The sequence below is a fragment of the Paenibacillus sp. RC73 genome (assembly GCF_044908085.1).
GTDB lineage: Bacteria > Bacillota > Bacilli > Paenibacillales > Paenibacillaceae > Paenibacillus > Paenibacillus terrae_A.
This window is the reverse complement of record NZ_JBIYCV010000019.1, coordinates 32,558-54,207: the sequence shown is the minus strand read 5'-3', so window position 1 is coordinate 54,207 and position 21,650 is coordinate 32,558. Positions and strand designations below refer to the sequence as shown.

The 21,650-nt window shown below is 49.6% G+C and carries 17 protein-coding genes; 5 read left to right on the top strand and 12 right to left on the bottom strand.

Annotated elements, in window-relative coordinates; all coding sequences use genetic code 11:
• Positions 1–204 precede the first annotated feature (204 nt).
• From ABH897_RS26335 to rpoE, 5 genes are all read right to left on the bottom strand, one after another.
• The gene (locus ABH897_RS26335) at positions 205–1,458 is read right to left on the bottom strand and encodes a UDP-N-acetylglucosamine 1-carboxyvinyltransferase (RefSeq protein ID WP_025683194.1); all 1,254 of its coding nucleotides are present in this window, start codon (positions 1,456–1,458) and stop codon (positions 205–207) included.
• Positions 1,459–1,666: 208 nt separating this feature from the next.
• Complete coding sequence (gene fba, locus ABH897_RS26330) at positions 1,667–2,521, bottom strand: class II fructose-1,6-bisphosphate aldolase (RefSeq protein ID WP_404521611.1); 855 nt, start codon at positions 2,519–2,521, stop codon at positions 1,667–1,669.
• A gap of 229 nt (positions 2,522–2,750) precedes the next feature.
• Complete coding sequence (locus ABH897_RS26325; RefSeq protein WP_283654121.1) at positions 2,751–3,137, bottom strand: response regulator; 387 nt, start codon at positions 3,135–3,137, stop codon at positions 2,751–2,753.
• A 213-nt stretch (positions 3,138–3,350) separates the two neighbouring features.
• Complete coding sequence (locus ABH897_RS26320; protein WP_404592909.1) at positions 3,351–4,952, bottom strand: CTP synthase; 1,602 nt, start codon at positions 4,950–4,952, stop codon at positions 3,351–3,353.
• A gap of 401 nt (positions 4,953–5,353) precedes the next feature.
• Positions 5,354–5,902 carry a DNA-directed RNA polymerase subunit delta gene (gene rpoE, locus ABH897_RS26315; RefSeq protein WP_044646873.1) on the bottom strand — a complete coding sequence of 183 codons (549 nt, stop codon included), beginning with the start codon at positions 5,900–5,902 and terminating at the stop codon, positions 5,354–5,356.
• Between the two features lie 405 nt (positions 5,903–6,307).
• Between rpoE and ABH897_RS26310 the strand changes: the two genes are divergently transcribed.
• Positions 6,308–7,468, top strand: a complete 1,161-nt coding sequence (locus ABH897_RS26310; protein WP_283654120.1) for a S8 family peptidase — start codon at positions 6,308–6,310, stop codon at positions 7,466–7,468.
• Between the two features lie 23 nt (positions 7,469–7,491).
• Here ABH897_RS26310 and ABH897_RS26305 read toward each other — a convergent pair whose 3' ends face one another.
• The 4 genes from ABH897_RS26305 to ABH897_RS26290 are packed head-to-tail and all read right to left on the bottom strand — an operon-like array spanning position 7,492 to position 12,660.
• Positions 7,492–8,892, bottom strand: coding sequence for an MBL fold metallo-hydrolase (locus ABH897_RS26305; RefSeq protein WP_404592913.1), 1,401 nt, complete (start codon positions 8,890–8,892; stop codon positions 7,492–7,494).
• Positions 8,889–10,559, bottom strand: a complete 1,671-nt coding sequence (locus tag ABH897_RS26300) for an ABC transporter permease (RefSeq protein ID WP_404592908.1) — start codon at positions 10,557–10,559, stop codon at positions 8,889–8,891. Before ABH897_RS26300 ends, ABH897_RS26305 begins: the two co-directional genes overlap by 4 nt.
• A 4-nt stretch (positions 10,560–10,563) precedes the next feature.
• Positions 10,564–11,634, bottom strand: coding sequence for an ABC transporter substrate-binding protein (locus ABH897_RS26295; RefSeq protein WP_404592907.1), 1,071 nt, complete (start codon positions 11,632–11,634; stop codon positions 10,564–10,566).
• Between the two features lie 21 nt (positions 11,635–11,655).
• Complete coding sequence (locus ABH897_RS26290; RefSeq protein ID WP_404592905.1) at positions 11,656–12,660, bottom strand: ABC transporter ATP-binding protein; 1,005 nt, start codon at positions 12,658–12,660, stop codon at positions 11,656–11,658.
• 201 nt (positions 12,661–12,861) lie between these two features.
• On the opposite strand from ABH897_RS26290, the gene ABH897_RS26285 reads away from it, so the two are divergent.
• A complete protein-coding gene (locus ABH897_RS26285; RefSeq protein ID WP_404592904.1) occupies positions 12,862–13,755 on the top strand; it encodes a LysR family transcriptional regulator in 894 nt (297 codons plus the stop codon).
• 128 nt (positions 13,756–13,883) lie between these two features.
• A complete protein-coding gene (locus ABH897_RS26280; protein WP_283654114.1) occupies positions 13,884–14,744 on the top strand; it encodes a hypothetical protein in 861 nt (286 codons plus the stop codon).
• 84 nt (positions 14,745–14,828) lie between these two features.
• Here ABH897_RS26280 and argS read toward each other — a convergent pair whose 3' ends face one another.
• The 3 genes from argS to ABH897_RS26265 all read right to left on the bottom strand — a co-directional run bounded on the left by argS (position 14,829) and on the right by ABH897_RS26265 (position 17,929).
• Entirely contained in the window at positions 14,829–16,508 is a 1,680-nt protein-coding gene (argS, locus tag ABH897_RS26275) for an arginine--tRNA ligase (protein WP_283654113.1), read from the bottom strand.
• A complete protein-coding gene (locus ABH897_RS26270; protein ID WP_014279122.1) occupies positions 16,505–16,945 on the bottom strand; it encodes a YwiB family protein in 441 nt (146 codons plus the stop codon). The genes argS and ABH897_RS26270 overlap by 4 nt, the downstream gene beginning before the upstream one ends.
• A 93-nt stretch (positions 16,946–17,038) precedes the next feature.
• The gene (locus ABH897_RS26265) at positions 17,039–17,929 is read right to left on the bottom strand and encodes a LysR family transcriptional regulator (RefSeq protein WP_283656164.1); all 891 of its coding nucleotides are present in this window, start codon (positions 17,927–17,929) and stop codon (positions 17,039–17,041) included.
• A 150-nt stretch (positions 17,930–18,079) separates the two neighbouring features.
• Between ABH897_RS26265 and ABH897_RS26260 the strand changes: the two genes are divergently transcribed.
• Positions 18,080–19,825 (top strand): ABC transporter ATP-binding protein, encoded by a 1,746-nt coding sequence (locus tag ABH897_RS26260; RefSeq protein WP_283654112.1) that lies wholly within the window; start codon positions 18,080–18,082, stop codon positions 19,823–19,825.
• Positions 19,822–21,561, top strand: coding sequence for an ABC transporter ATP-binding protein (locus ABH897_RS26255; RefSeq protein WP_404592903.1), 1,740 nt, complete (start codon positions 19,822–19,824; stop codon positions 21,559–21,561). Before ABH897_RS26260 ends, ABH897_RS26255 begins: the two co-directional genes overlap by 4 nt.
• The last annotated feature ends 89 nt before the right edge of the window (positions 21,562–21,650 follow it).

The following is a 21,650-nucleotide window of genomic DNA, read 5'->3' as shown; positions in this document are numbered from 1 at the left end:
TGATATCATAAACGCCATCAACATAATTTTAACCAAAACAAATAAAGTTATGCAGCCATCTGCTTGGATTATACCGAATTATTCCGGTTTTCCGATAAAAGATTGTTAGGTATGGACCTATATCTTGTATCATGCAGCGGCTGCATAGAGCCTATCCATTCTATTGTTCATCCGTTCCGGGAGTCCCAAAATGTACGAAGTTTGTTATTCTGTCTGCCGCCATACGTCCGCGCCCAAAAGACGCAGATTGGAGACGAGATGGTCATAACCACGGTCGATGTATTCGACACCTGACACCTCGGTTACGCCTTCACTTACTGTAAGTCCGGCAATGACAAGCGCTGCACCAGCACGCAGATCGGCCGCTTTGACTTTAGCCGCATTTAGCTTGCCACCTTCAATAATAGCCGAACGACCTTCCACGCGGATTTTAGCCCCCATTCGCACAAGTTCCGGGACGTGTTTAAAACGATTGCTATAAACAAAATCGCTCAGTACACTAACCCCTTGCGCCTGAGTAAGCAAACTGGTCATAGGAGATTGCAAGTCTGTGGCGAATCCGGGGTAAATTAAGGCTTTAACATCAACATGCTCATATGAAGGTGAACCCAGAACACGAATACTTTCGTCATATTCCTCTATACCAATACCCATTTCCTGCATTTTTGCAGTCAGGGCCTCCATATGCTTGGGAATTACGTTGTCAATCAAAACATTACCACGAGTAGCCGCAGCAGCAATCATATATGTGCCCGCTTGTATGCGGTCAGGTATGATGGAGTGACGGCAGCCATGCAGCTCGGACACACCTTCAATCCGGATCGTTTCCGTTCCGGCCCCCTTAATAATGGCCCCCATGGAGTTTAACAAGGTTGCTACATCTATAATCTCAGGCTCTTTAGCCGCATTTTCGATAATTGTGGCGCCTTTGGCACGTGCGGCCGCCAGCATAATGTTAATCGTAGCTCCTACACTGCTGACATCCAAATAAATCTTGGTACCACGCAGCTCTTTGGCATGCAAATGAATAGCACCGTGCTCGTTCGTAACCGTAGCACCCAGTGCTTCAAAACCTTTGATATGCTGATCAATGGGCCGAGGTTCAAAATTACACCCTCCTGGCAAACCGATGATCGCTTCCTTGAAGCGGCCTAGCATGGCTCCCATCATATAATAGGATGCTCGTAATTTCTTAACAGGTCCATTCGGCATGGGAATGGATTTAATGGAGGATGGATCTATTCTCATCTGGCTGCCTTCCCAGGCAACGGTTGCACCAAGCTCCTCCAGTATTTCGGAATACACCGCCACATCACTCAACAGCGGCAAATTGTCCAAAATGACTTCCGACTCTGCCAGAATGGCGGCGGGAATCAAGGCGATGGCACTGTTTTTGGCACCGCTGATGGAAACTGTACCTTGAAGCGGCCGTCCACCGGTGATCATCAATTTTTCCATAAGCTTGAGGGTCCCCCTACTTGTTTTGCAGTCGGTCAAATAATAAACTTTCAACTTTTTGGTGGTTAAAATGGAAAGACACCGGCTAAGCGGTGTGCTTTCCAAGTCAAACTATTCAACTGAACAGATTCAAATCTTCTGTGCAGAACTACTATTACAATCAAGAGATACATTGAACCATGCAGACGCACGGTACATCAACTTATTCTTATGCTTGGTTGTTGGAACCGAACTCACGGATTTTACCGATAACGGTTTGTTTAATCGCTTCACGACCTGGAGCGATAAATGTACGTGGGTCATAAGCATCCGGTTTCTCAGCAAGCACTTCACGAACCACTTTCGCGAACACGATTTGGTTCTCTGTGTTTACATTGATTTTGGAAGTTCCCAGCGAGATTGCTTTTTTGATATCATGCGTTGGGATACCAGTACCACCATGCAGAACGAGTGGAAGTTTGATTGCAGCGCAGATCTCTTCCATTTCTTTGAATCCGAGGTTTGGCTCGCCTTTGTAAGGTCCGTGAACGGAACCCAGTGCAGGAGCCAATGTGTCGATACCTGTTTCGTTAACGATACGCAGACAGTCGTCAAGCTTCGCGTACATTACGTCACCTACAACATCATCCTCTTGACCGCCAACCATTCCAACTTCAGCTTCAACGGAAACGCCTTTGGAATGTGCATAATCAACAACTTTTTTCGTTGTTGCAATGTTCGTGTCGATCGGGCTGTGGGAATCATCGATCATAACAGATGTGAAACCAGCATCGATAGCTTCTTTACATTTTTCAAAGCTGGAACCGTGATCCAAATGGATCGCAACCGGAACCGTAATTTTCATATCATGAATAAGACCTTCTACCATTTTAACAACAGTGTAGAAACCGCCCATGTGGCGTGCTGCACCTTCAGATACGCCCAGGATTACCGGGGATTTTTCTTCTTCAGCAGCGCCCAGAATAGCTTGAGTCCACTCCAGGTTATTAATGTTGTATTGACCTACCGCGTATTTTCCTTCAAGTGCTTTGTTCAACATGTCTGTCATAGATACCAATGGCATGGTTACAGTCCTCCTAAGGGTGTTTGGGTTTGTCTATATTTTAGCCGACATCACATACGGGCTTATTATACCACAACCCATGTTAAATACTAAACAAGCTTTTGCACATCAACACATACGAAAATCACGCCCAGGACGCCGTTTTTTCATAGAATTGTATAAGGAGAGGATTTACTTTCAGTATTTCCCATAAACACAAACAAAAAACCCTGTTGTGTTAACAGAGTTTTCAACTAAAGTGATTCGCTTCGTCACTCCTGAGTTGCTTGTTTACGGCGATTCGCATTTCATCAATATCAAAGGGCTTGGTAAAGTGCATGAGTGCTCCCAGCTCCGTCGCCTCTTTAATCATGTCCAGTTCTCCATAAGCTGTCATCATAATAACCTTGATATCGGGATTCATGGTCTTTAGATGCTTCAAGATTTCAAGTCCGTCCATACCCGGAATTTTCATATCGAGCAGAACCAGATCAGGCGGTTCCTTTTCAACAATTTCAAGTGCAATTTTTCCGTTTGCTGCCTGAAAGGTCTCGTAACCCTCACTTCCGAACACTTCCATCAGCAAAATTCGTATTCCATTCTGGTCATCGACGATTAACACTTTTTTCTTTTCCAATGTTTTAACCTCCTAAGATCTTAAAACGAGGATCATGCAGCTATTGCCATAACAGCGTCCGATGACGTACAATATCCGTCCCATACCCTAAACTATATTCGCTCCTGCAAAAAGAAAATCCTTCTCTTATACATAATTGTGGAATATTCTTTCATAATCAGGAAGCGTGGAATAAAAAAAGACCTCCCTGAGGAGGTCTTACAGGCCACAGCATTAGCCTTGAAGCTGCAATGCCGCCTTAACAAATTCACGGAACAACGGCTGTGGACGGTTCGGACGGGAAGTGAATTCCGGATGGAATTGTACCGCCAGGAACCATGGATGCTCAGGCAGTTCCACAATTTCCACCAAACGTCCGTCCGGTGAAGTACCGGAAATGCGAAGACCTGCCTTTTCAATAACTTCACGATATTCGTTATTGAATTCATACCGATGACGGTGTCTTTCATATACCAGCTCATCGTTGTAACAAGCCGAAGCCAGCGAGCCTTCCGTCAGCTTGCACGGATACAATCCGAGACGCATGGTGCCGCCCATATCTTCGATGTCCTTTTGATCAGGCAGCAAGTCGATGACCGGGTAATCCGTAGCCGGATTGATCTCCGAGCTGTTGGCTCCATCCAGACCAGCCAGGGAACGGGCAATCTCAATGACAGATACCTGCATACCAAGGCAAATACCAAAGAACGGGATTTTCTGTTCGCGAGCATAACGGATGGTGCTGATTTTACCTTCAATTCCGCGATCGCCGAAGCCGCCCGGTACGAGAATACCACCAATGCCGCCCAGCATGTCTGCTACGTTTTCGTCCGTTACTTCTTCTGCGTTCACCCAACGGATTTTCACATCCGCATTGGCGTCAAATCCGGCGTGCGAAAGGGATTCGACCACACTTAAATAAGCATCATGCAGTGCAACATATTTACCAACAATGGCAATTTCAACCTTTTTATCCAGCTTTCTGATCCGTTCAACAAGCCCTTCCCACTCCGTCATATCCGGTGCAGGTGTTGTCAGCTTGAGGTGATTGACTACGATCTCGTCCAAGCCTTCTTCACGCAGATTCAATGGAACCTCGTACAAAGTCGACGCATCGCGGCATTCTACTACTGCGTTAGCATCAATATCGCAGAACAGCGCGATTTTGGCCTTCATATCGGAGGAAAGTTCATGCTCTGTACGGCAAACAATGACATTCGGTTGAATGCCGATGCTGCGCAGTTCTTTTACACTGTGCTGAGTTGGTTTGGTTTTAACCTCACCAGCAGCCTTAATATAAGGAATGAGGGTTACGTGAATGTACATTACATTCTCGCGCCCAACCTCACTTTTGAGCTGACGGATCGCTTCCAAAAATGGCAAGCTCTCGATATCGCCCACGGTACCGCCGATTTCTGTGATAATTACGTCCGAACCCGCTTCACGGCCTGCACGATATACGCGCTCCTTGATTTCATTCGTAATATGAGGAATGACCTGCACCGTACCGCCCAAATACTCTCCGCGACGCTCTTTACTGATTACGCTGGAGTATACCTTGCCTGTCGTGACATTGCTGTTCTTGGACAGATTAATATCAATAAAGCGCTCATAGTGTCCCAAGTCGAGATCCGTTTCCGCACCGTCATCCGTTACAAACACTTCACCGTGCTGGTAAGGGCTCATGGTCCCCGGATCGACATTAAGGTAAGGGTCAAATTTTTGAATCGTTACCTTCAGTCCCCTGTTCTTCAGAAGCCTTCCCAGTGAAGCTGCCGTAATCCCTTTGCCCAAGGAAGACACAACCCCGCCTGTCACAAAAATATACTTTGTCACTGTTTAAAACCCTCCTAAATAAAGTCCAAAATTCAGGCGACATTATGATGTTATCGTAACCCGTTTACACGGATTATCATCCATGAAGAAGGCAGCGGAATCATTTTCCATGCCCGCCGCCCTTAGCCCTCTTTCATGAGTGGAAACACCCTATAAAAAAACAAAAAAGCACTCCCGTAGTACGGGGCACTTTTATACAAAAAGCAAACATATAAGTGAATCAATCATAAGCCCAAGCAATAGTTTACCCCGTGTCCAATCCGCTGTCAAGGAAGTTATCTGTGTTAATTTGCCCATTGAACAAGATTGGAGGGAATCCACATAAAAGCTTCAAATCAGAAGGAGTTTCAAGAAAATGGTCATGAAAAAGGGGAGAATACATCTCCCCTTGCAGCCTGATCTTAACGAAGCGAATCATCGTCTTCTTCCGTCGACTCGTCGTCATTTTCATCTTCAGTGTCTTCCTCATCACTGAGGTCTTCATCGTCTATAACCACGTCTTCATCACTATCATCATCTTCGCCGTCGAACAGCTCTTCTTCGCCATCCTCGTCTTCACTGTCTGCATCGAAGTCGTCATCGGCGCTGTAAGTTTCTTCTTCCTCATGATAGTCCTCTTCGTCGTCATCATCTTCGTCATTAATGATACGAGGACGTTTGGCGCCTGTCAGAGTATCTTCGGATTTATCCACTGGATACCAACGTTTCAAGCCCCACAGATTCGTACCGACACAGGCGAAACGCCCGTCAATGTTGATTTCAGTATATAGCTGAGCGATAACGTCATTAATGTCTTCGTCGGACATGCCGCGCAATTTGGCGACTTCATTCATCAGGTCACGGTAATAATATGGAGTATTGGCCGCTTTCAATACCATAAATGCCAAATCCACCATTGGAGTCTCGTGGACTTTCTCCGGGTCAATCTTCAAGTTGAGTGGGGTACTCACCTAGGGACACTTCCTCTCACACGTAATTCACAAGAACATGTTTCAGAGCATACACGATACATGCAATACTAACATATCCATTATCAAAACTAAGTAAAACCTATTTGGAAGCAAATTGCAAGTTAAACATGGGTATCCGTACAATTTGCAGTAGTATGCCTTGAACAAGGCGGCGCACGTTAAAAAGACGGGGTCCCCCCCGTCTTTCGACTGTACCCGCTCCGGGAGAAGTCCCCAAAGTTGTTGCACAAGAGCTTATGCCCTCCATGTATCGTATGTGTCCACGATCACTTTGACACGACAAGCAGGCCTATTTCAATAAAAAAGGGGCAGGTTTCCCATGCCGCTGCTGACGCTTGCTCATACAATACCTCAGCATGGCTCATCGGAGGGGGACTGTCTCAAATGGACTATCCGGGTTTTTTGCAGCGTTTGCACGAGGGCATTTCGGAGCCGTCCGGCAGTGGACGGCACAAACATATCATTACGTTCGATAAGCCTCACCAATACCGGGAATGCCTGTCCTATCTCAGGAAGCTGAAACCAGAGCTTGCGGGATTACGGCAAGTACAACCGGCGCGTCTGATTCGCGCTCTGATCGCCCCGCTTTCAGGGGGAGACAGGCTGGGCAAATATCACAACGGTGTTACCGTTGAAGAAGATACGCGCATGAGGATACATGGAGGAGCGGCCCACATGCCGAGGACGGAGAAAAACCTGCCCATGCCGTGGGGGGTCAAACAGGTACGCGCATACAAGGCTTGGCCTTCCTCTACAGGAAACCGAATCAGGATTGGTGTGATCGACACAGGAGCGGATTTTCAACATCCTGATTTACGGCATTCTCTTGCCAGAGGCATCAATCTGCTTAATCGGACCATGCTGCCCTATGACGATAACGGTCACGGCACTCATATTGCCGGTACCATCGCGGCATCCAACTATGACGAGGGTATGGTTGGTGTAGCACCACAGGCGCTAATTCATCCTGTAAAAGCGTTTGACCATAACGGGGCCGCCTACGTCTCGGATATTATTCTTGGCATCGACTGGTGTGTATTGAATCGTGTCGATATCATCAATATGAGCTTCGGCATGAAATCACGCAGTAAAGCGCTGCTTGATATGGTAAACAAGGCGTACCAAAACGGTATCGTGATCGTAGCTTCCTCAGGAAACGAGGGTAAGCGTCGGAGTATTGACTACCCCGCCCGTTATTCCCAGACCATTTCGGTCGGAGCTACTGATAAATACAGACGCATCGCGCCTTTCAGCAACCGGGGACAATTTGTAGACGTGTACGCACCGGGTGAAAAGATCATTTCCTCATGGATACACGGCAAGCATCACGAAATGAGCGGCACGTCTATGGCTACTTCCCACGTGACTGGAAGTATTGCCCTGCTCCTTTCACTAAGACCGGAAATGGAGCCTGGAGAAATCAAAGCACTGCTCAAGCGTACCGCTACGCCGCTGCGCCTTCGTAAAAGCACCGGGCGCAACTCTATATCCACGAAACTTGGAGAAGTCGATGCCTTCCGACTGATGCAGGAGGGAACGAAATAACTGATGAAGTAAATGAATTACCTCTAAACGTTTAACGTTGCGCCCGGTCCCAAAGAGTGAATGGCTTTTACAGAGCTTTCCTGTTCGGTCCAGCCTTCTCTTATCAGCTCGTCACGCACAAGATCGGTCTGCGGCTTGGGCGCATGAACGAGCACAACCTGTTTACCAGGCAACTCCTTCAACATTTGCCTCACATCCGATACCCCCTGATGCACCTTGTAAATCAAATGCCGAACTATACAACAGTCATTCTGGCCTGTTTTTTGGTTCATACAATCCAGCAGATGTTTACCAAAAGAACCGCTTGAAGCATGTCCCGTCAAAATAACACCGTTAAGATTACTTTTTCCGCTAGCTTCGCCATCCCCTGCACTCGGCGGATGATCTGATAAATACTGATAGTACCACCGCGCCCGTGGCGAATCCATCATGCCATCCCCGGTTACGATCACAGCCGCAGCATTCAGTTCCAGCAGCCGTACTCGCTCCTCAGCATCACGAGGCACAAAGATCCTGCCACTGTGCAGCACTTGTTCTATCCGCACAGGTGCTTCCAGGCGCAGCCATTCTTTCAAACGGCTCAAACGCTGTAATCCCTGCCATATGTCCGGCTCTACAATCATTGCTTGTTCCGGGAACTGCTCGCTGACCCACACGATCAAATCCTGTCCCCGGCCAAAGGCGGGTACCGGAAGCAGCACATGACCACCAGAAGACAATATCTGTTCCATACCGGCCCGCAGCCGCTCCAGCTTCACAGGTTGCGGGTCTATATCCATGCCATAGGCATTATCCATAATAGAGATATCCACTAACTCGGACTCCAGCATCCATTCAGGCAGGTCATGCGCACCTCCCCAAACGGCCAAGCCCGGTACGTCGGCAGCGAGCAGCTCGGATTCGCGGCTGTAGTCTCCCGAAAAGAATAACCGCTTCCCTTCCATTTCTACCACGTACCACACTGCGCCAGCCAAATGCCCACTGCGTCCCCACATGATCCGTATATCCGGACAAGCCTCCTGCCACACCCCTAACGGCGCTTCATCCTCCAGATAACGGTAAGCAATAGATTCGATATCTCGTTCGTCGTATGGCAATTTGCCGCCTCTTGATTCTACATAAGTATGCCAGGAGCGAAAATAGGAACCTAACTGTTCCGCAGTGGCCTTTGTCGTCCAGACCTCTCCCCGGTATCCATTTTTGTACAGTAAGGGGAGCGCCATTGAATGATCTTCATGTGCATGAGACAGCAATACAGCAGTCAGCCTCTCCGCCTCCTGCGGCGGAAAAACCGGATACTGCCCGGTTCCTTCCTTTTTCACACCACAATCCAGCATGATGCGACGCTGCTTTCCTTCAAAAACATAGCAGGAACGGCCATGTTCGCCCGCTCCGCCCCAAATTCGAAGCTTGGTCATCATCATTTCCACTTTCTTTGCGAGTTTAAGCTTTCCATTAAGATCAGCAGCAGCGTGGTCAAACCGACCGATATGACCGCCATTGCCATACCAAGCGACACCTGCCCCTGTTCGAACTGGGCAAATATGTAGGTTGCAGACGTCTGGACGGATGGCGGCAAAATCAGCAATGAGCCGACCAGTTCGCGCGAAGCAATGGTAAAGGTCATCATCCAGCCTGCCAGCATCCCCGGTAAAATCAGCGGCAGCACAATCCGGCAGAATACATAAGACGGGCGACCGCCAAACACCTGTCCTGCCTGAAAAAGAGCGGTGTCTACCTGCGTAAAGGCGCTTTTGACATACTGGACTGTATAAGGAACAAACAAGACAACATACGTCAGAATGACCATACCGTACGTGTTATACAACGGAATCGGCATCCACGGCGAGTTCCACCATAAAATAAGACCGACTACCATAACAATCCCCGGAACCGTGTTCGGAAGCAAGCTGAATGCATCCACTGTCCGCTGGAGCTTCGTACGTGAGCCGCCAATAACGAGCGCAAACCATGTGCCCAGCACAACGGCAATCGTCGATGCACCCAAAGAGAGAAATACGCTGTTCAGCAGCGCCTCCATGCTCTCTGAGCCCCAAGACAGCAGTTCCTTGTAATAATCGAGCGTAAAATTATCCCAAGCCAAGCCGATCCCTCGCAGCTTCATGGTGGAAGCGGCGATAATTGAAAAATAAGGGATACCAATGGACGCCATTAGCAACAATAGAATGAATGCGATACTCAGTCCCGTAGTCCAGCCGGATACACGAAGACGGGAAGGACGAGAGCCTTTACCACCTATCAGCCTGTATGTGTACTTACGGTTGATCACCGATTGCACATACCATACGAGCAGACAGGCAGTTAAAAGCACCGAGGCCATTGACGTGGCCTTGCCAAAATCAATCGGCCAACTGGAAATGTATTTGTGAATTTCCGATGTCATGACTTCATACCCGATACGTCGTCCAAAGGTGGCGGGGGTTCCAAACTCGGCAATCGTTTTGACGAAAATAAGCAGTGCGCCCATCCCGTAAGCCGACAGCAGCAGCGGTAAAATGATCCGGCGGAACCTGTACAGAAAGCCGCCGCCCATAACGGCTCCGGCCTCTTCCAGACTGCCGCCAATCCTAACCAGCGCACCGCGCAGCAGCAGGTACAGGAACGGAAACAGATGTAGACTCATGATCATCACCATGCCGCCAAAGCTGAAAAAGAACGGGGTCAAGAAATGCAGGCTCGGAAACAACTGCTCCAGATATCCGTTTTTTTGCATAAACAAAATCCAGCCCATGGACCCGATATAGGGCGGGGTCATAAACGGAATCAATAGCACCACATCCAACCAGCGCCAGCTAGCGAGACGCGTGTTGGACATGATCCACGCGAGCGGAAGTGCAAGCACCGTCGTTCCGGCAATAACACAGATGCCTAGCCAGATCGAGCCGAACAGCACACCCGCAAATCGGGATGCAGCCAACGTCTGGAAAGGCGCAGACCATTGTAATTGTCCGTCTACATACACACTTTGGATGAAAATTTGTAGTAACGGCAGCACGATCAGTAAAGCAAGCGCGATCAGAGCAAGTATTAGACTCCACGCTCTGATCTGTTTGGCGGATGAGACCCCCATCCGCTTACTTGAACATTTGCGTGAACTTCTCTGTCACGTCAGGACCATGCTCGCCCATCCATTCCCAATTGGTTTTCAGCAACGGAATCTCATCCAGATTGGCGCGCTTATCTGCTTTGACATCCGTGCGGCCCGGAAGCAAGGAAGCGTCCGCTACCAGCTTCTGTGCCTCGTCCGACAGCAGATAGTCAATGAATGCCTTGGCATTCTGCTCATGCTGCGTCGATTTGAGAATCGCCGCAGGGCGCGGGCTGATGACTGTTCCTTCCTTCGGATAAACAATGTCGATCGGCTCGCCTTTGGCTTTGGCCTTGTAGGTCATGTAATCAACCGCAGCAGCGACCATGCTTTTGGCTCCGGTAATGACCGGGTCCAGCGCTTCCTGATTGGCTCCAGCCATCGCTACGCCGTTAGCCTTGTACTGCTCGAACAACGTCCAGCCCCCATCGCCATTGGCACTCAGGTAGCCTGTCATAAAATCCAGCGCCGAACCAGACAGCGACGGATCAGGAATGTTAATTTGGTCCTTGTACTCCGGCTTCGCGAGATCGGCCCATGAAGTCGGCGGTGTCTTCACCAGCTTGGTGTTGTACGCGATACCTAATGCGGAAGCACTGGTGCTGAAGTAGTTGCCTTCCTTGTCAGACCAATCGGGATTCAGCTTGTCCGCGTTTTTGGCATCCGGGTAAGGGAGCGTGAGGCCGTCTTTTTTCAAGCCTTGCACGGACGGAAGAGATGCCAGTACCACCACGTCTGCTACCGGATTCGCCTTCTCAGCTTCCATGCGGGCCAAAATTTTACCTGTCGTTCCCTGGAACAGCTCGACCTTCACTCCGTTTTGCGCCTCATACCCCGCTACCAGCTTTTTTGCCAGTCCGTCAGGACCTGCGCTGTAGACAACCAGCTTCTGATCGGTTGATGCCGCCCCGGCTTGTCCTGCTGATCCGGGGGCTTGCGCTCCATCCTTGGATGGTGTAGCCGTTCCACAGCCTGCGACAGCCAGTCCAAAGGTCAATGTTAATGCGAGCATCGCGCCCTTTTTCCAACCTGTACGAAAAACGTGCTTGTTCATCATCTTGTGTTATACCCCTTTTCCCTATGAATCGAGTTGGTGGATGTGTTGCGGTGATACCCAAATTTGCTTTTGTTCCCCGATAGGCAAGCGAGTGGAATGATATGCAGTCCATAGCTCGCCGTTCTCTGCCAGTATGCGGATTTCATAACGGTCCCCAACATAGCTGATATGACGAATCTCCACTGTAAAAGAGCGCTGATCCACTTGATCCTGTTCCCAGCGGACATGCTCGGGACGGAATAGCGTCCGTTCCGGCTCCAGCCAGTTCGATTTACCGATGAACCTAGCCACCTCTGGATGAGATGGGCGACCGTAGATCATCTCCGGTGTACCGGTCTGCAAAATATGTCCGCTTCTCATGACGACCACTTCATCGGACATTGACATGGCCTCGATCTGATCATGGGTGACGTACAGGGCAGTCAGCCCCAGATCGCGCACCAGCGACAGCATTTCGATGCGCATCTCTTCGCGAAGCACCGCGTCCAGCGCACTGAGCGGCTCGTCAAACAAGACAAGCCTCGGCCGAATGGCGACCGCGCGGGCAAAAGCGACCCGCTGCTGCTGGCCACCAGACAGCTGATGAGGATACCGATCCTCCATCCCCGACAGTCTGACTTTGCCCAGCGCCTCCAATACTGCTGTTCGCAGCTCCTTGCCACGCACGCTACCAGAACCGGGGCCTTTTCCATGCTTGTTCGCACGCAGGCCGAAGGCCACGTTTTCAAACACCGTCATATGCGGCCACAGCGCGAAATCCTGAAACACCATGCCGAAATGACGAAGATGCGCGGGAATATCCTTTTTGCGTTCAGCCGAAAAAAGAACTTCCTCTCCCATCGTGATCGTGCCGGTATCGGGCGTCTCCAGCCCTGCGATCATGCGCAGAAGCGTTGTTTTCCCGCAACCGGACGGACCGAGCAGTGTCGTGAATTGTCCCCGCCGTACGACCAGATTCGTCTCGTGCAATGCGGTCATATGGCCGAAGGTTTTACTCAACCCGTGAATATACAAATCCTGATTCATCGCATTACCTGCCTGTTCTTATGACTGACCCCAGTGTAAAGCTTGAATTCGCAGCCTGTGTTATTGGAAAGTTAAAACAAAATTAATTATTTCAATGAATTGTGTTAATACTCATAGATTTAATCTATATAGAGGGGATTGATACCGCCGCGCATGGAGCGGGCATGAGTTTCCGATCAACCTGAAAGCGAGGTATTCCAAGTGAATTTAAGTCTTTTGAAGCTGCATATTGTTGAGTTGCTGGACAAGCACCATAAAATTACCACAGTAGCCGAGCTTCTCGGCCTGAAACAACCGACCATTACCTTTCATATGAGAAATCTGGAGCAGGATTTGGGGGTGAAGCTGTTCGACACGCGTATGGGCAAAATCATCCTGACGGATGCCGGGCACGCGCTGCTCCACTATGCCGGCAAGATTAATGCGCTCGCCGCCGAGGCGGAGCGGGTTGTATGCGAGTTCGACACACTCCAGCGGGGGAGCATTCGAATCGGCGCAAGCTATGTACCAGCTACCTACGTGCTTCCTGCGGTGCTGCACCGTTTTGCCCGTGAACATCCGGGAATTCATATTGCCTTGTCCGTGAAAACTGCTCCGGTGATCAAGGACATGCTTGCCCGTCACGAAATCGACCTTGGCGTTATTTCAACAGAGCCGTTTCAAGTGCCCACGCTGGTATCGGAATCCTTGGGCGAGGATGAGCTGGTACTGATCTGCGCACCTGATCACCCGCTCGCAAGCGAAACCGATTTAATACCTGAGCGAATCGCTTCTTCCTCTTTCGTGCTGCACGGCAAGGATTCTAGCACACGCCAAATGACCGACAAATGGCTGGAGCATGGCGGACGCCGCCTCCCCTCCTATTTGGAGCTGGATTCGCTGGAGGCGATCAAACAGGCGGTCATGCTGGGAGAGCACGTCTCTTTCGTCTCCCGCATAGCTGTGCAGTCCGAGGTTGAACGCGGGATGCTGGTCATACGGCCCATTCCGGGTCAACGTGGGGAGCGGTACATTTATATGGTTAGCAATAAGGACCGCCACCGCTCGGCCCTAATCCGCCAATTTGCTGAATATTTGTTAGGGAACCAAGAATAAATCTTACCTGTCATATAGAAATTATGTTATTTTTTAACCGGAGTACCAGCTTGCCTTGACATACGACTGACATTACACCCGTAAAGTGTAGCGTGTACCCCCCATTCGGACGAACAGGAGATGATTGAATGAAAACTGGTCTTCGTATCACAAAGGCTTTGTCGGTATTCACCTTAAGTGCAGTGCTGCTTGTAACGGGATGGAAAGGTGCCGAGCCTGCACAGGCTGCCGCCAATGCCACACCAAGCTATGAGGTAAAGCTGCTGCTGGATACAGCTCAGGTGCTCAATGCGGACGGCTCTTTGAAAAGCAGCGTAGCCAACGAATTTCAAATTAGCGAAGCTGCGCAACGATTGAGCGTCGAATATTTTGACACGGATCAACTGCAATTGAACAACGAGGGCTGGAATGTCAGATTTCGCAAAAAAGAAGATAAAAAGAATTATGAATTAACCTACAAGAAGCGGTACACGGTCACGAACGGAGATATCAACGCGGCTCTCAACCAAGCGAATAAAGAAGGCTTCAGTGCATCCGACGATAACTACGATGCTGAGGTGGATTGGGGTTATAGCAAGCAGACGCTGAGCTTTTCCAATGATAAAAAAACGAACGCTTCCAAAGGATTAACTCTTCCTTACCCGGACCAGGCGTTAAAGCAACTATTGGACAATCTTCCGGGCAAGCTGCAAAACTGGAAAACCAGCAATTGGGGCAAACAAACCCTGGCAGACTCCAGAGTACGCGGTCCTGTACAGGTCAGCAAATATGGAGGAAGCTTTCAAGGATTGGATACCGACGTTGAAGTCTGGCCTATCCGCAGTGCGAACGGATCAGGTACAGATACCATCATTGAAATCTCCTTCAAAACCTCGGACTACAGCGTTGCCGCCAGCAATCGTACCAAGCTGATCAATCTGCTGCAATCCAAAGGATGGCTGGTTCCTGCCGATTCCCTGAAAACGAATTTGGTGCTGGAACGCTACTAAGCTGCTCGAACCAAAAAAGGAACCGAACGTGCCACCCTGCTGGGGATGGTACGGACGGTTCCTTTTATCGTTAAAGTGGTTTGCTTACATGCGTTCCGGTGCAGACACGCCTACCAGCTTCAGCACATTGGCAATGGTGGTGCGGACCGCGCCAAACAGCGCCAAGCGGGCCTGCGTTTGAGCGGCATCCTCAGTGATAACGCGCTCTGCTTTATAGTAGCTGTGGAACAACGATGCCAGCTCGTAGACGTAGCGAATCATACGGTGTGGCGCAAAGCTCGCAGCCGCTACCGATACTTCCTCCGGCAGCTCGCCGATTTTGCGCAACAGGTCGTACTCATGCTCAGCCGTCAGTTTGGACAGATCAACCTCTGCCAACGGCAGTACGGCAATTCCTTGCTCCTCGGCTTGACGGTATACGCTGCACGCCCGCGCGTGGGCATATTGCACGTAGAATACCGGATTTTCATTGGAAGTGGAAATCGCCAAATCCATGTCAAAATCCAAATGTGAATCCATGCTGCGCATCGTGAAGAAGTAACGGATCGCGTCTACGCCCACTTCTTCCATCAGGTCTTCCATCGTCACGGCCTTGCCGGTACGCTTGGACATTTTTACCTTTTCCCCGTTTTGGAACAGGCTGACCATTTGGGCAATCAGCACTTTGAGCTTATCCGGGTCGTTGCCCAGTGCTTCCATAGCTGCTTTCATCCGTGGAATGTAGCCGTGGTGATCCGCTCCCCAAATGTTGATGATTGTGTCATACCCACGGGCATATTTGTCGCGATGGTAAGCGATATCCGGGGTCAGGTACGTGTATGTACCGTCATTTTTGATTAAGACACGGTCTTTATCGTCGCCGTACTTGGTTGTGTTCAGCCATGTGGCTCCGTCCTTCTCGTAAATCTCCTCACGGTCACGCAGCTCGTTCAGCGCTTTAAGCACTTCACCGTTCTCATACAGCGATGTTTCGCTGAACCAGGAGTCAAAAGGTACACGGAACAGTTCCAGATCGCGCTTGATCTTGTTCAGTTCCTTTTCCAGACCATAGTCACGGAAATAAGCTGCGCGGTCGCCTGGTGTCAAAGACAGCAGGGAATCGCCCTTCTCGGCCACCAGTTCCTTGGCAAAGCCGATGATGTCCTCACCGTGATACCCGTCCTCCGGCATCTCCGCAGGCTGTCCCAGCTCTTGCAAATAACGCGCCTCAATTGAGCGGCTCATGTTGTAAATCTGGTTACCCGCATCATTAATGTAGTATTCACGAGTTACTTTGTATCCAGCAAAATCAAGCACATTGCAGAGGGCATCCCCTACTGCCGCACCGCGCGCATGGCCCAAGTGCAGGCTACCTGTCGGGTTCGCACTGACGAACTCGATTTGTACCTTTTTGCCTGCACCTTCCTGCACACGTCCGTAATCTGCTCCCTGCTCCTGCACCTGTTTAATGACATCATACAGATAGCTCTTGTTCAGGCGGAAGTTAATAAAGCCCGGTCCGGCAATTTCCGCGCTTTCAATTGAAGCGGCAGCCAAGTCCATATTTGCGATCAAATCTTCTGCAATTTGACGCGGGTTTTTCTTCGCAATGCGGGTGAGCTGCATCGCAGCGTTTGTAGCCAAATCACCGTGCGACTTGTCCTTCGGCACCTCCAGCGTAATCGTCGGCAGCTCTTCGCGGCTCACGATTCCGGCAGCCAGTACCGCTACCTCGATAGCTGAGGTCACCTTTAGATTAATGAGTTCCAGTGGATTGCTTGTCATGATTGTTGCTCCTCCTGTATATGCAAACTGATGGCAAAATGCCCCGAGAAATCCTCAAATACGTACAGATCATAAGTCCAGCTCACATGTCCGGTAAACCCGTCCATTCGAATATCGAGCTTCTGCGTATGCGCAGACATGTTCAGGCTTAAATAAGGCGATCGGTAAAATCCAGGCAATCTTCGTCCCAGAGCAAACGACTGCTCTGATTGCACTTCGCCGTGACGGATCAGCTTCAACTCATCCGGTCCGATTTTGACCGTGTTCCGTGTCGTTCCGCCCTCAGGTCCCTCTTGGGGCTCATCGTACCTTATATATAGATGCTTCCCACGCATGATGGCTTCTCCGGGAAGCTCCTGCACCACATCTTCTCCGTCGTGATGACTATGAAGACGGATTTGGACCTTTGCATTGTGTGGCATGTGTTCAAACTCCATTCTATCGCTATCCTACTGTACTACTATATCCAGTTCCCGTTTGCAATTCAAATGAGATTTTACAAAAAGATGCTTTCATCCACAAAAAAACAGCTACTGTGGAGTGACTCCATCGGGTGCTTGGCTAAAGCTTTCGATAAATCGGGAAGCCAGAGAAGACATGTACTTATCCTTGAGCCAGACAGCCGCCACACGAGTATGCAATTCTTCACACATAATTTCCTTCACAATTAACTGGTTATTGCTGCCTAGAGACAGCGCGGACCGCGAAATCATACCGATACCCAGTCCTTCATTAGCCCAGTGAAGCGTAGTGCGGGCATCATCGTTTTTGCAAAAGAAATTCGGCTCAAAGCCATGCTTCATGCAGGCATCGTGGATCAATTGCTCAAAGCGGCGGTATATGATTAGCGGTCTGTTTTTCAAGTCAGACAGTGGAATCGTCTTCTGGTCAGGGTTCCAGTCATGCTCTTCTGTCATCACCGCGACCATCGGCTCGGAGGCTGCATATCTGCACCCCAGATCGGTGGTGTTGAACGGCGTTCTGACGATACCGACCTCTACAATCCCCTTGTTCAACAGATCGAGGATCATGAACGTGTTTCCCTCATGAATTTCAAATTTTACGCCCGCATAGGTTTTGTGAAATTCGGAAAGCCTGTCTTTCATCAGAGCTGCGCCGGAAGAAGAGACGGTTCCAATCGTGAGCGTTCCCTTCATACCCATAGCAAAATCGTTTATTTCCCTCGTCGTGGCATCCGTCAGCTCCAAAATCTGCTTGGCCCTGTTCTGCAAAATGATTCCGGCCTCTGTCAGATGAATGCTTCGCGAGCCTCGATGCATGAGCTTTACACCAAGCTCCTCCTCCAGCTGCATGAGCTGCTGACTGAGGGGAGGTTGTGCGATTTGCAGCTTTTTAGCTGCCGCTGTGATTTGTCCCGCCTCTGCAATCGCCAAAAAATACTTGAGATGTCTCAATTCCATCATGGACCTCCGGTACTGATATATGTAAAACCTATACCTCTAATATATATTAAATATTATTCATATGGTTTGGGATATGCCATAATCATATTCAGTTATCAGATTGGGTCAACGGGCTTTATACAATATTCAGGTTAGGTGATGGTTTATTTGCTGAAATTTGCTGTTTTTTTGAAGCCTTATAAGAAGGAAAGTATTCTTGGACCTCTGTTTAAACTGATTGAGGCGATTTTGGAATTATTGCTGCCCACCATGGTAGCCCTAATGATCAATCATGGTGTTGGCAAAGGAGATACCCATTATGTTTGGCAGATGGGTCTTTTGATGTTGCTTATGACCGTGCTGGGCTTTGGCAGTTCAATGGTGTGCCAGTTCTACGCAGCCCGGGCCTCTCAAGGATTCGGAACGACGCTGCGCAATACGATGTTTAAGCACATTTCATCGTTCTCTTATGCCGATCTGGATAAGTTTGGTACACCCTCACTCATCAATCGGATCACGAACGATGTGAATCAGCTCCAGACGGCTGTGGCGATGCTGATTCGTCTGGTCATTCGCGCTCCTTTTATTTGCATTGGGGCTATTATCATGTCGATGATCCTGGACTTTCGCCTCGCTTTGGTACTGTTAGCGGCTACGCCAATTCTGGCTTTGATCCTGTATCTGGTGATCACGAAGGCTTCGCCCCTGTACCGCCAGTATCAGAAAAAGCTGGACAACATCGCTCTTGTGCTAAGCGAAAATCTTACAGGGGTAAGAGTCATACGAGCCTTTGCCAAAAGAGGAACCGAACGGGTCAAGTTCAATACAGCCTCGGATGACCTGACCCAAACCGCCATCCGTGTTGGGCGCATTTCCGCTTTGCTCAGCCCCGCCACACTGCTGGTGGTCAACGGAGCCATTATTGCGATTCTGTGGGTCGGCGGCATTCATATTCAATATGGATCTCTTACTCAAGGGGAGATTATTGCTTTTATTAATTATATCACGCAGATCTTGCTGGCTCTGATCGTGGTGACCAATCTAATTATTCTGTTCACCAAGGCTGCAACCTCGGCTGCACGGATTCAGGAGGTTCTGGATACACAAGCTTCGATCTCCGATGTGACTACGGCTACAGGCCGGGCTGGTTCAGATGAGCAGGGCACCGTACCGGCCATCGCTTTTGATCACGTCTCCTTCGGATACAACCAAACGGGACAATTGGCGCTGAGCGATGTTACCGTAGACATCTTCCCCGGTGAAACGGTCGGTATCATCGGAGCGACGGGTTCGGGGAAATCTACATTTGGGAATCTCATTCCCCGGTTCTATGATGCGGTGAAGGGGCATGTTCAGGTCGATGGCATCGATGTTCGCCAATATAAGCTTGAGCAATTGCGGCAGAAAATCGGGATTGTTCCACAGAAGGCGCTGCTGTTTACCGGCACCATAGCGGATAATATTCGTTGGGGTCATGAACACGCCACCGATGAGGAAGTCGCCCGAGCCGCAGCCATCGCGCAAGCGGATGAGTTCATTTCCAATCTGCCCGAAAAATACGATGCTCCGATTGCCCGGGGGGGCCTTAATCTGTCGGGAGGTCAAAAGCAACGTCTAACCATTGCCAGAGCTATTGCAGGGAATCCGCAAATCCTCATTTTGGATGATTCATCAAGTGCACTCGATTTTGCAACCGATGCCGCCTTGCGTAAATCGTTACGGGAAAATAGCAGCAGCATGACCGTCCTGCTTGTCTCGCAACGGGTCAGCAGCGTACAGCATGCTGATAAAATTATTGTGTTTGATGAAGGGCGGATTGTCGGTGTCGGCACACACGAACAGTTGATGAGCAGCTCAGATGTATATCAGGAAATTAACCATTCCCAGCTCTCAACGCAGGAGGTAGACCAATGAGCGGTAAAGAAACCTGGAGAAGATTGTTAACCTATGTGGGTCAATATAAAAAATCAGCATTTTGGGTCATTGTCAGCGCAATTCTCAGCGTGCTTGCCAGTCTGATCGGTCCCTATATGATCGGTCAGGCCATCGACCATATGGTAGATAAGGGAGTGGTGGATTTTAGAGGAATTGCGCACATTCTTGCCGGATTAGGCATGGTGTATGCCGTAGGCAGCTTGTTTAGCTGGCTGCTCACCTATTTAACGAACCGTATTGCTTATCAGACGGTCAATGATATGCGGCGGGAGTTATTTGATCATTTTAATATCCTGCCGTTAAGCTTCCACGACAATCACCCGCAAGGTGACAGCATCAGCCGTTTTGTGAACGATATGGACGCTGTGTCAGATGGATTGCTGCAAGGCTTCTCTACTTTGATTACCGGGGTTATTACGATTATAGGCTCGATTGTGCTCATGCTGTATATCAGTCCGATCATGACGCTGGTCGTGCTGGTGTCAGCCCCGGTTACGTATGGCGTGGCACGGTTTATTACCACACGATCCCAACGCATGTTCCGCGAACAGGCCCAAATTTTAGGGAGTCTGAATGGTTATGTGGAGGAAATGATTGGCGGACAGCGGGTGGTTACAGCCTTTCATTATGAAAACCGTTCGTTTGAGGAGTTCGCCGCCAGAAATGACCAATTGTATCAAGCCGGGGTGAAATCACAGTTTTATGGATCATTGTCCAATCCCTCCACCCGGCTGGTGAACAACATGACCTTCTCGGTCACGGCGATGATCGGTTGTATATCCATCATTTTGGGTGTGATTTCGGTAGGGGGATTATCAAGTTTTCTGATCTATACGAATCTGTTTGCCAAGCCTTTTAATGAAATTACGGGTGTGCTGACCCAATTCCAAGCGGCTACGGCTTCTGCCCAGCGCATATTCGCTATTTTGGACTCACCCCCTGAGCAGCCGCAAAAATCGAACGCCGTACAATTGGAACGCAGCAAAGGCACAATTCTTTTTGATCATGTCAAATTCTCCTATACCTCGGAGCGTACGCTCATTACGAACTTTAGTCTGGAGGTTAAGCCGGGTACCCGTGTTGCGATTGTCGGGCAGACCGGAGCTGGTAAAACAACGCTCGTTAACCTGCTCATGCGCTTTTATGATGTGGACAGCGGTTCGATATCCATCGACGGGGTGAATATCAACGATATGAGCCGGGACAGCCTGCGGACTAATTTTGGCATGGTGCTTCAGGATACATGGCTGTTCAGCGGTACGATTCGGGACAATATCGCTTACGGAAAGCCGGAAGCGACCGAAGAAGAAATTATCGCGGCTGCGACGGCTGCCAATGCACATAGCTTCATCAAGCGGCTGCCACATGGCTACGATACGGTCATCAGCGGTTCAGGCGACAGCCTGTCGCAAGGTCAAAAGCAGTTGCTCACCATCGCTCGGGTAATCCTCGTCGATCCACCTATGCTCATTCTGGATGAAGCGACCAGCAGTATAGACACCCTGACAGAAGCGCGTATTCAGAAGGCGTTTATGAAAATGATTGCTGGACGCACCAGCTTTGTGATCGCCCACAGACTATCGACCATCCGCGAAGCGGATCTGATTTTATATATGAAAAACGGTGATGTCGTCGAAAGCGGAACCCATGAGGGCCTGCTTGCAAGCGGGGGGCATTATGCCTCGCTCTATAACAGCCAGTTCACTACGGCCTAGCAGACTGACCGGATGCGGTCCAGGTGAACTTAAACGCGAGGTTGGCTGAACGCCGTGAGGGCTACACACGAGCAAAAATTGCCCTTATC

What these genes read in the sequence shown, in the direction of transcription:
- ABH897_RS26335 (WP_025683194.1), bottom strand. Translation starts at nt 1,458, where the DNA reads ATGGAAAAATTGATGATCACCGGTGGACGGCCGCTTCAAGGTACAGTT.
- fba (WP_404521611.1), bottom strand. Translation starts at nt 2,521, where the DNA reads ATGCCATTGGTATCTATGACAGACATGTTGAACAAAGCACTTGAAGGA.
- ABH897_RS26310 (WP_283654120.1), top strand. Translation starts at nt 6,308, where the DNA reads ATGGACTATCCGGGTTTTTTGCAGCGTTTGCACGAGGGCATTTCGGAG.
- ABH897_RS26305 (WP_404592913.1), bottom strand. Translation starts at nt 8,892, where the DNA reads ATGATGATGACCAAGCTTCGAATTTGGGGCGGAGCGGGCGAACATGGC.
- ABH897_RS26300 (WP_404592908.1), bottom strand. Translation starts at nt 10,559, where the DNA reads ATGGGGGTCTCATCCGCCAAACAGATCAGAGCGTGGAGTCTAATACTT.
- ABH897_RS26295 (WP_404592907.1), bottom strand. Translation starts at nt 11,634, where the DNA reads ATGATGAACAAGCACGTTTTTCGTACAGGTTGGAAAAAGGGCGCGATG.
- ABH897_RS26290 (WP_404592905.1), bottom strand. Translation starts at nt 12,660, where the DNA reads ATGAATCAGGATTTGTATATTCACGGGTTGAGTAAAACCTTCGGCCAT.
- ABH897_RS26280 (WP_283654114.1), top strand. Translation starts at nt 13,884, where the DNA reads ATGAAAACTGGTCTTCGTATCACAAAGGCTTTGTCGGTATTCACCTTA.
- argS (WP_283654113.1), bottom strand. Translation starts at nt 16,508, where the DNA reads ATGACAAGCAATCCACTGGAACTCATTAATCTAAAGGTGACCTCAGCT.
- ABH897_RS26270 (WP_014279122.1), bottom strand. Translation starts at nt 16,945, where the DNA reads ATGGAGTTTGAACACATGCCACACAATGCAAAGGTCCAAATCCGTCTT.
- ABH897_RS26265 (WP_283656164.1), bottom strand. Translation starts at nt 17,929, where the DNA reads ATGGAATTGAGACATCTCAAGTATTTTTTGGCGATTGCAGAGGCGGGA.
- ABH897_RS26255 (WP_404592903.1), top strand. Translation starts at nt 19,822, where the DNA reads ATGAGCGGTAAAGAAACCTGGAGAAGATTGTTAACCTATGTGGGTCAA.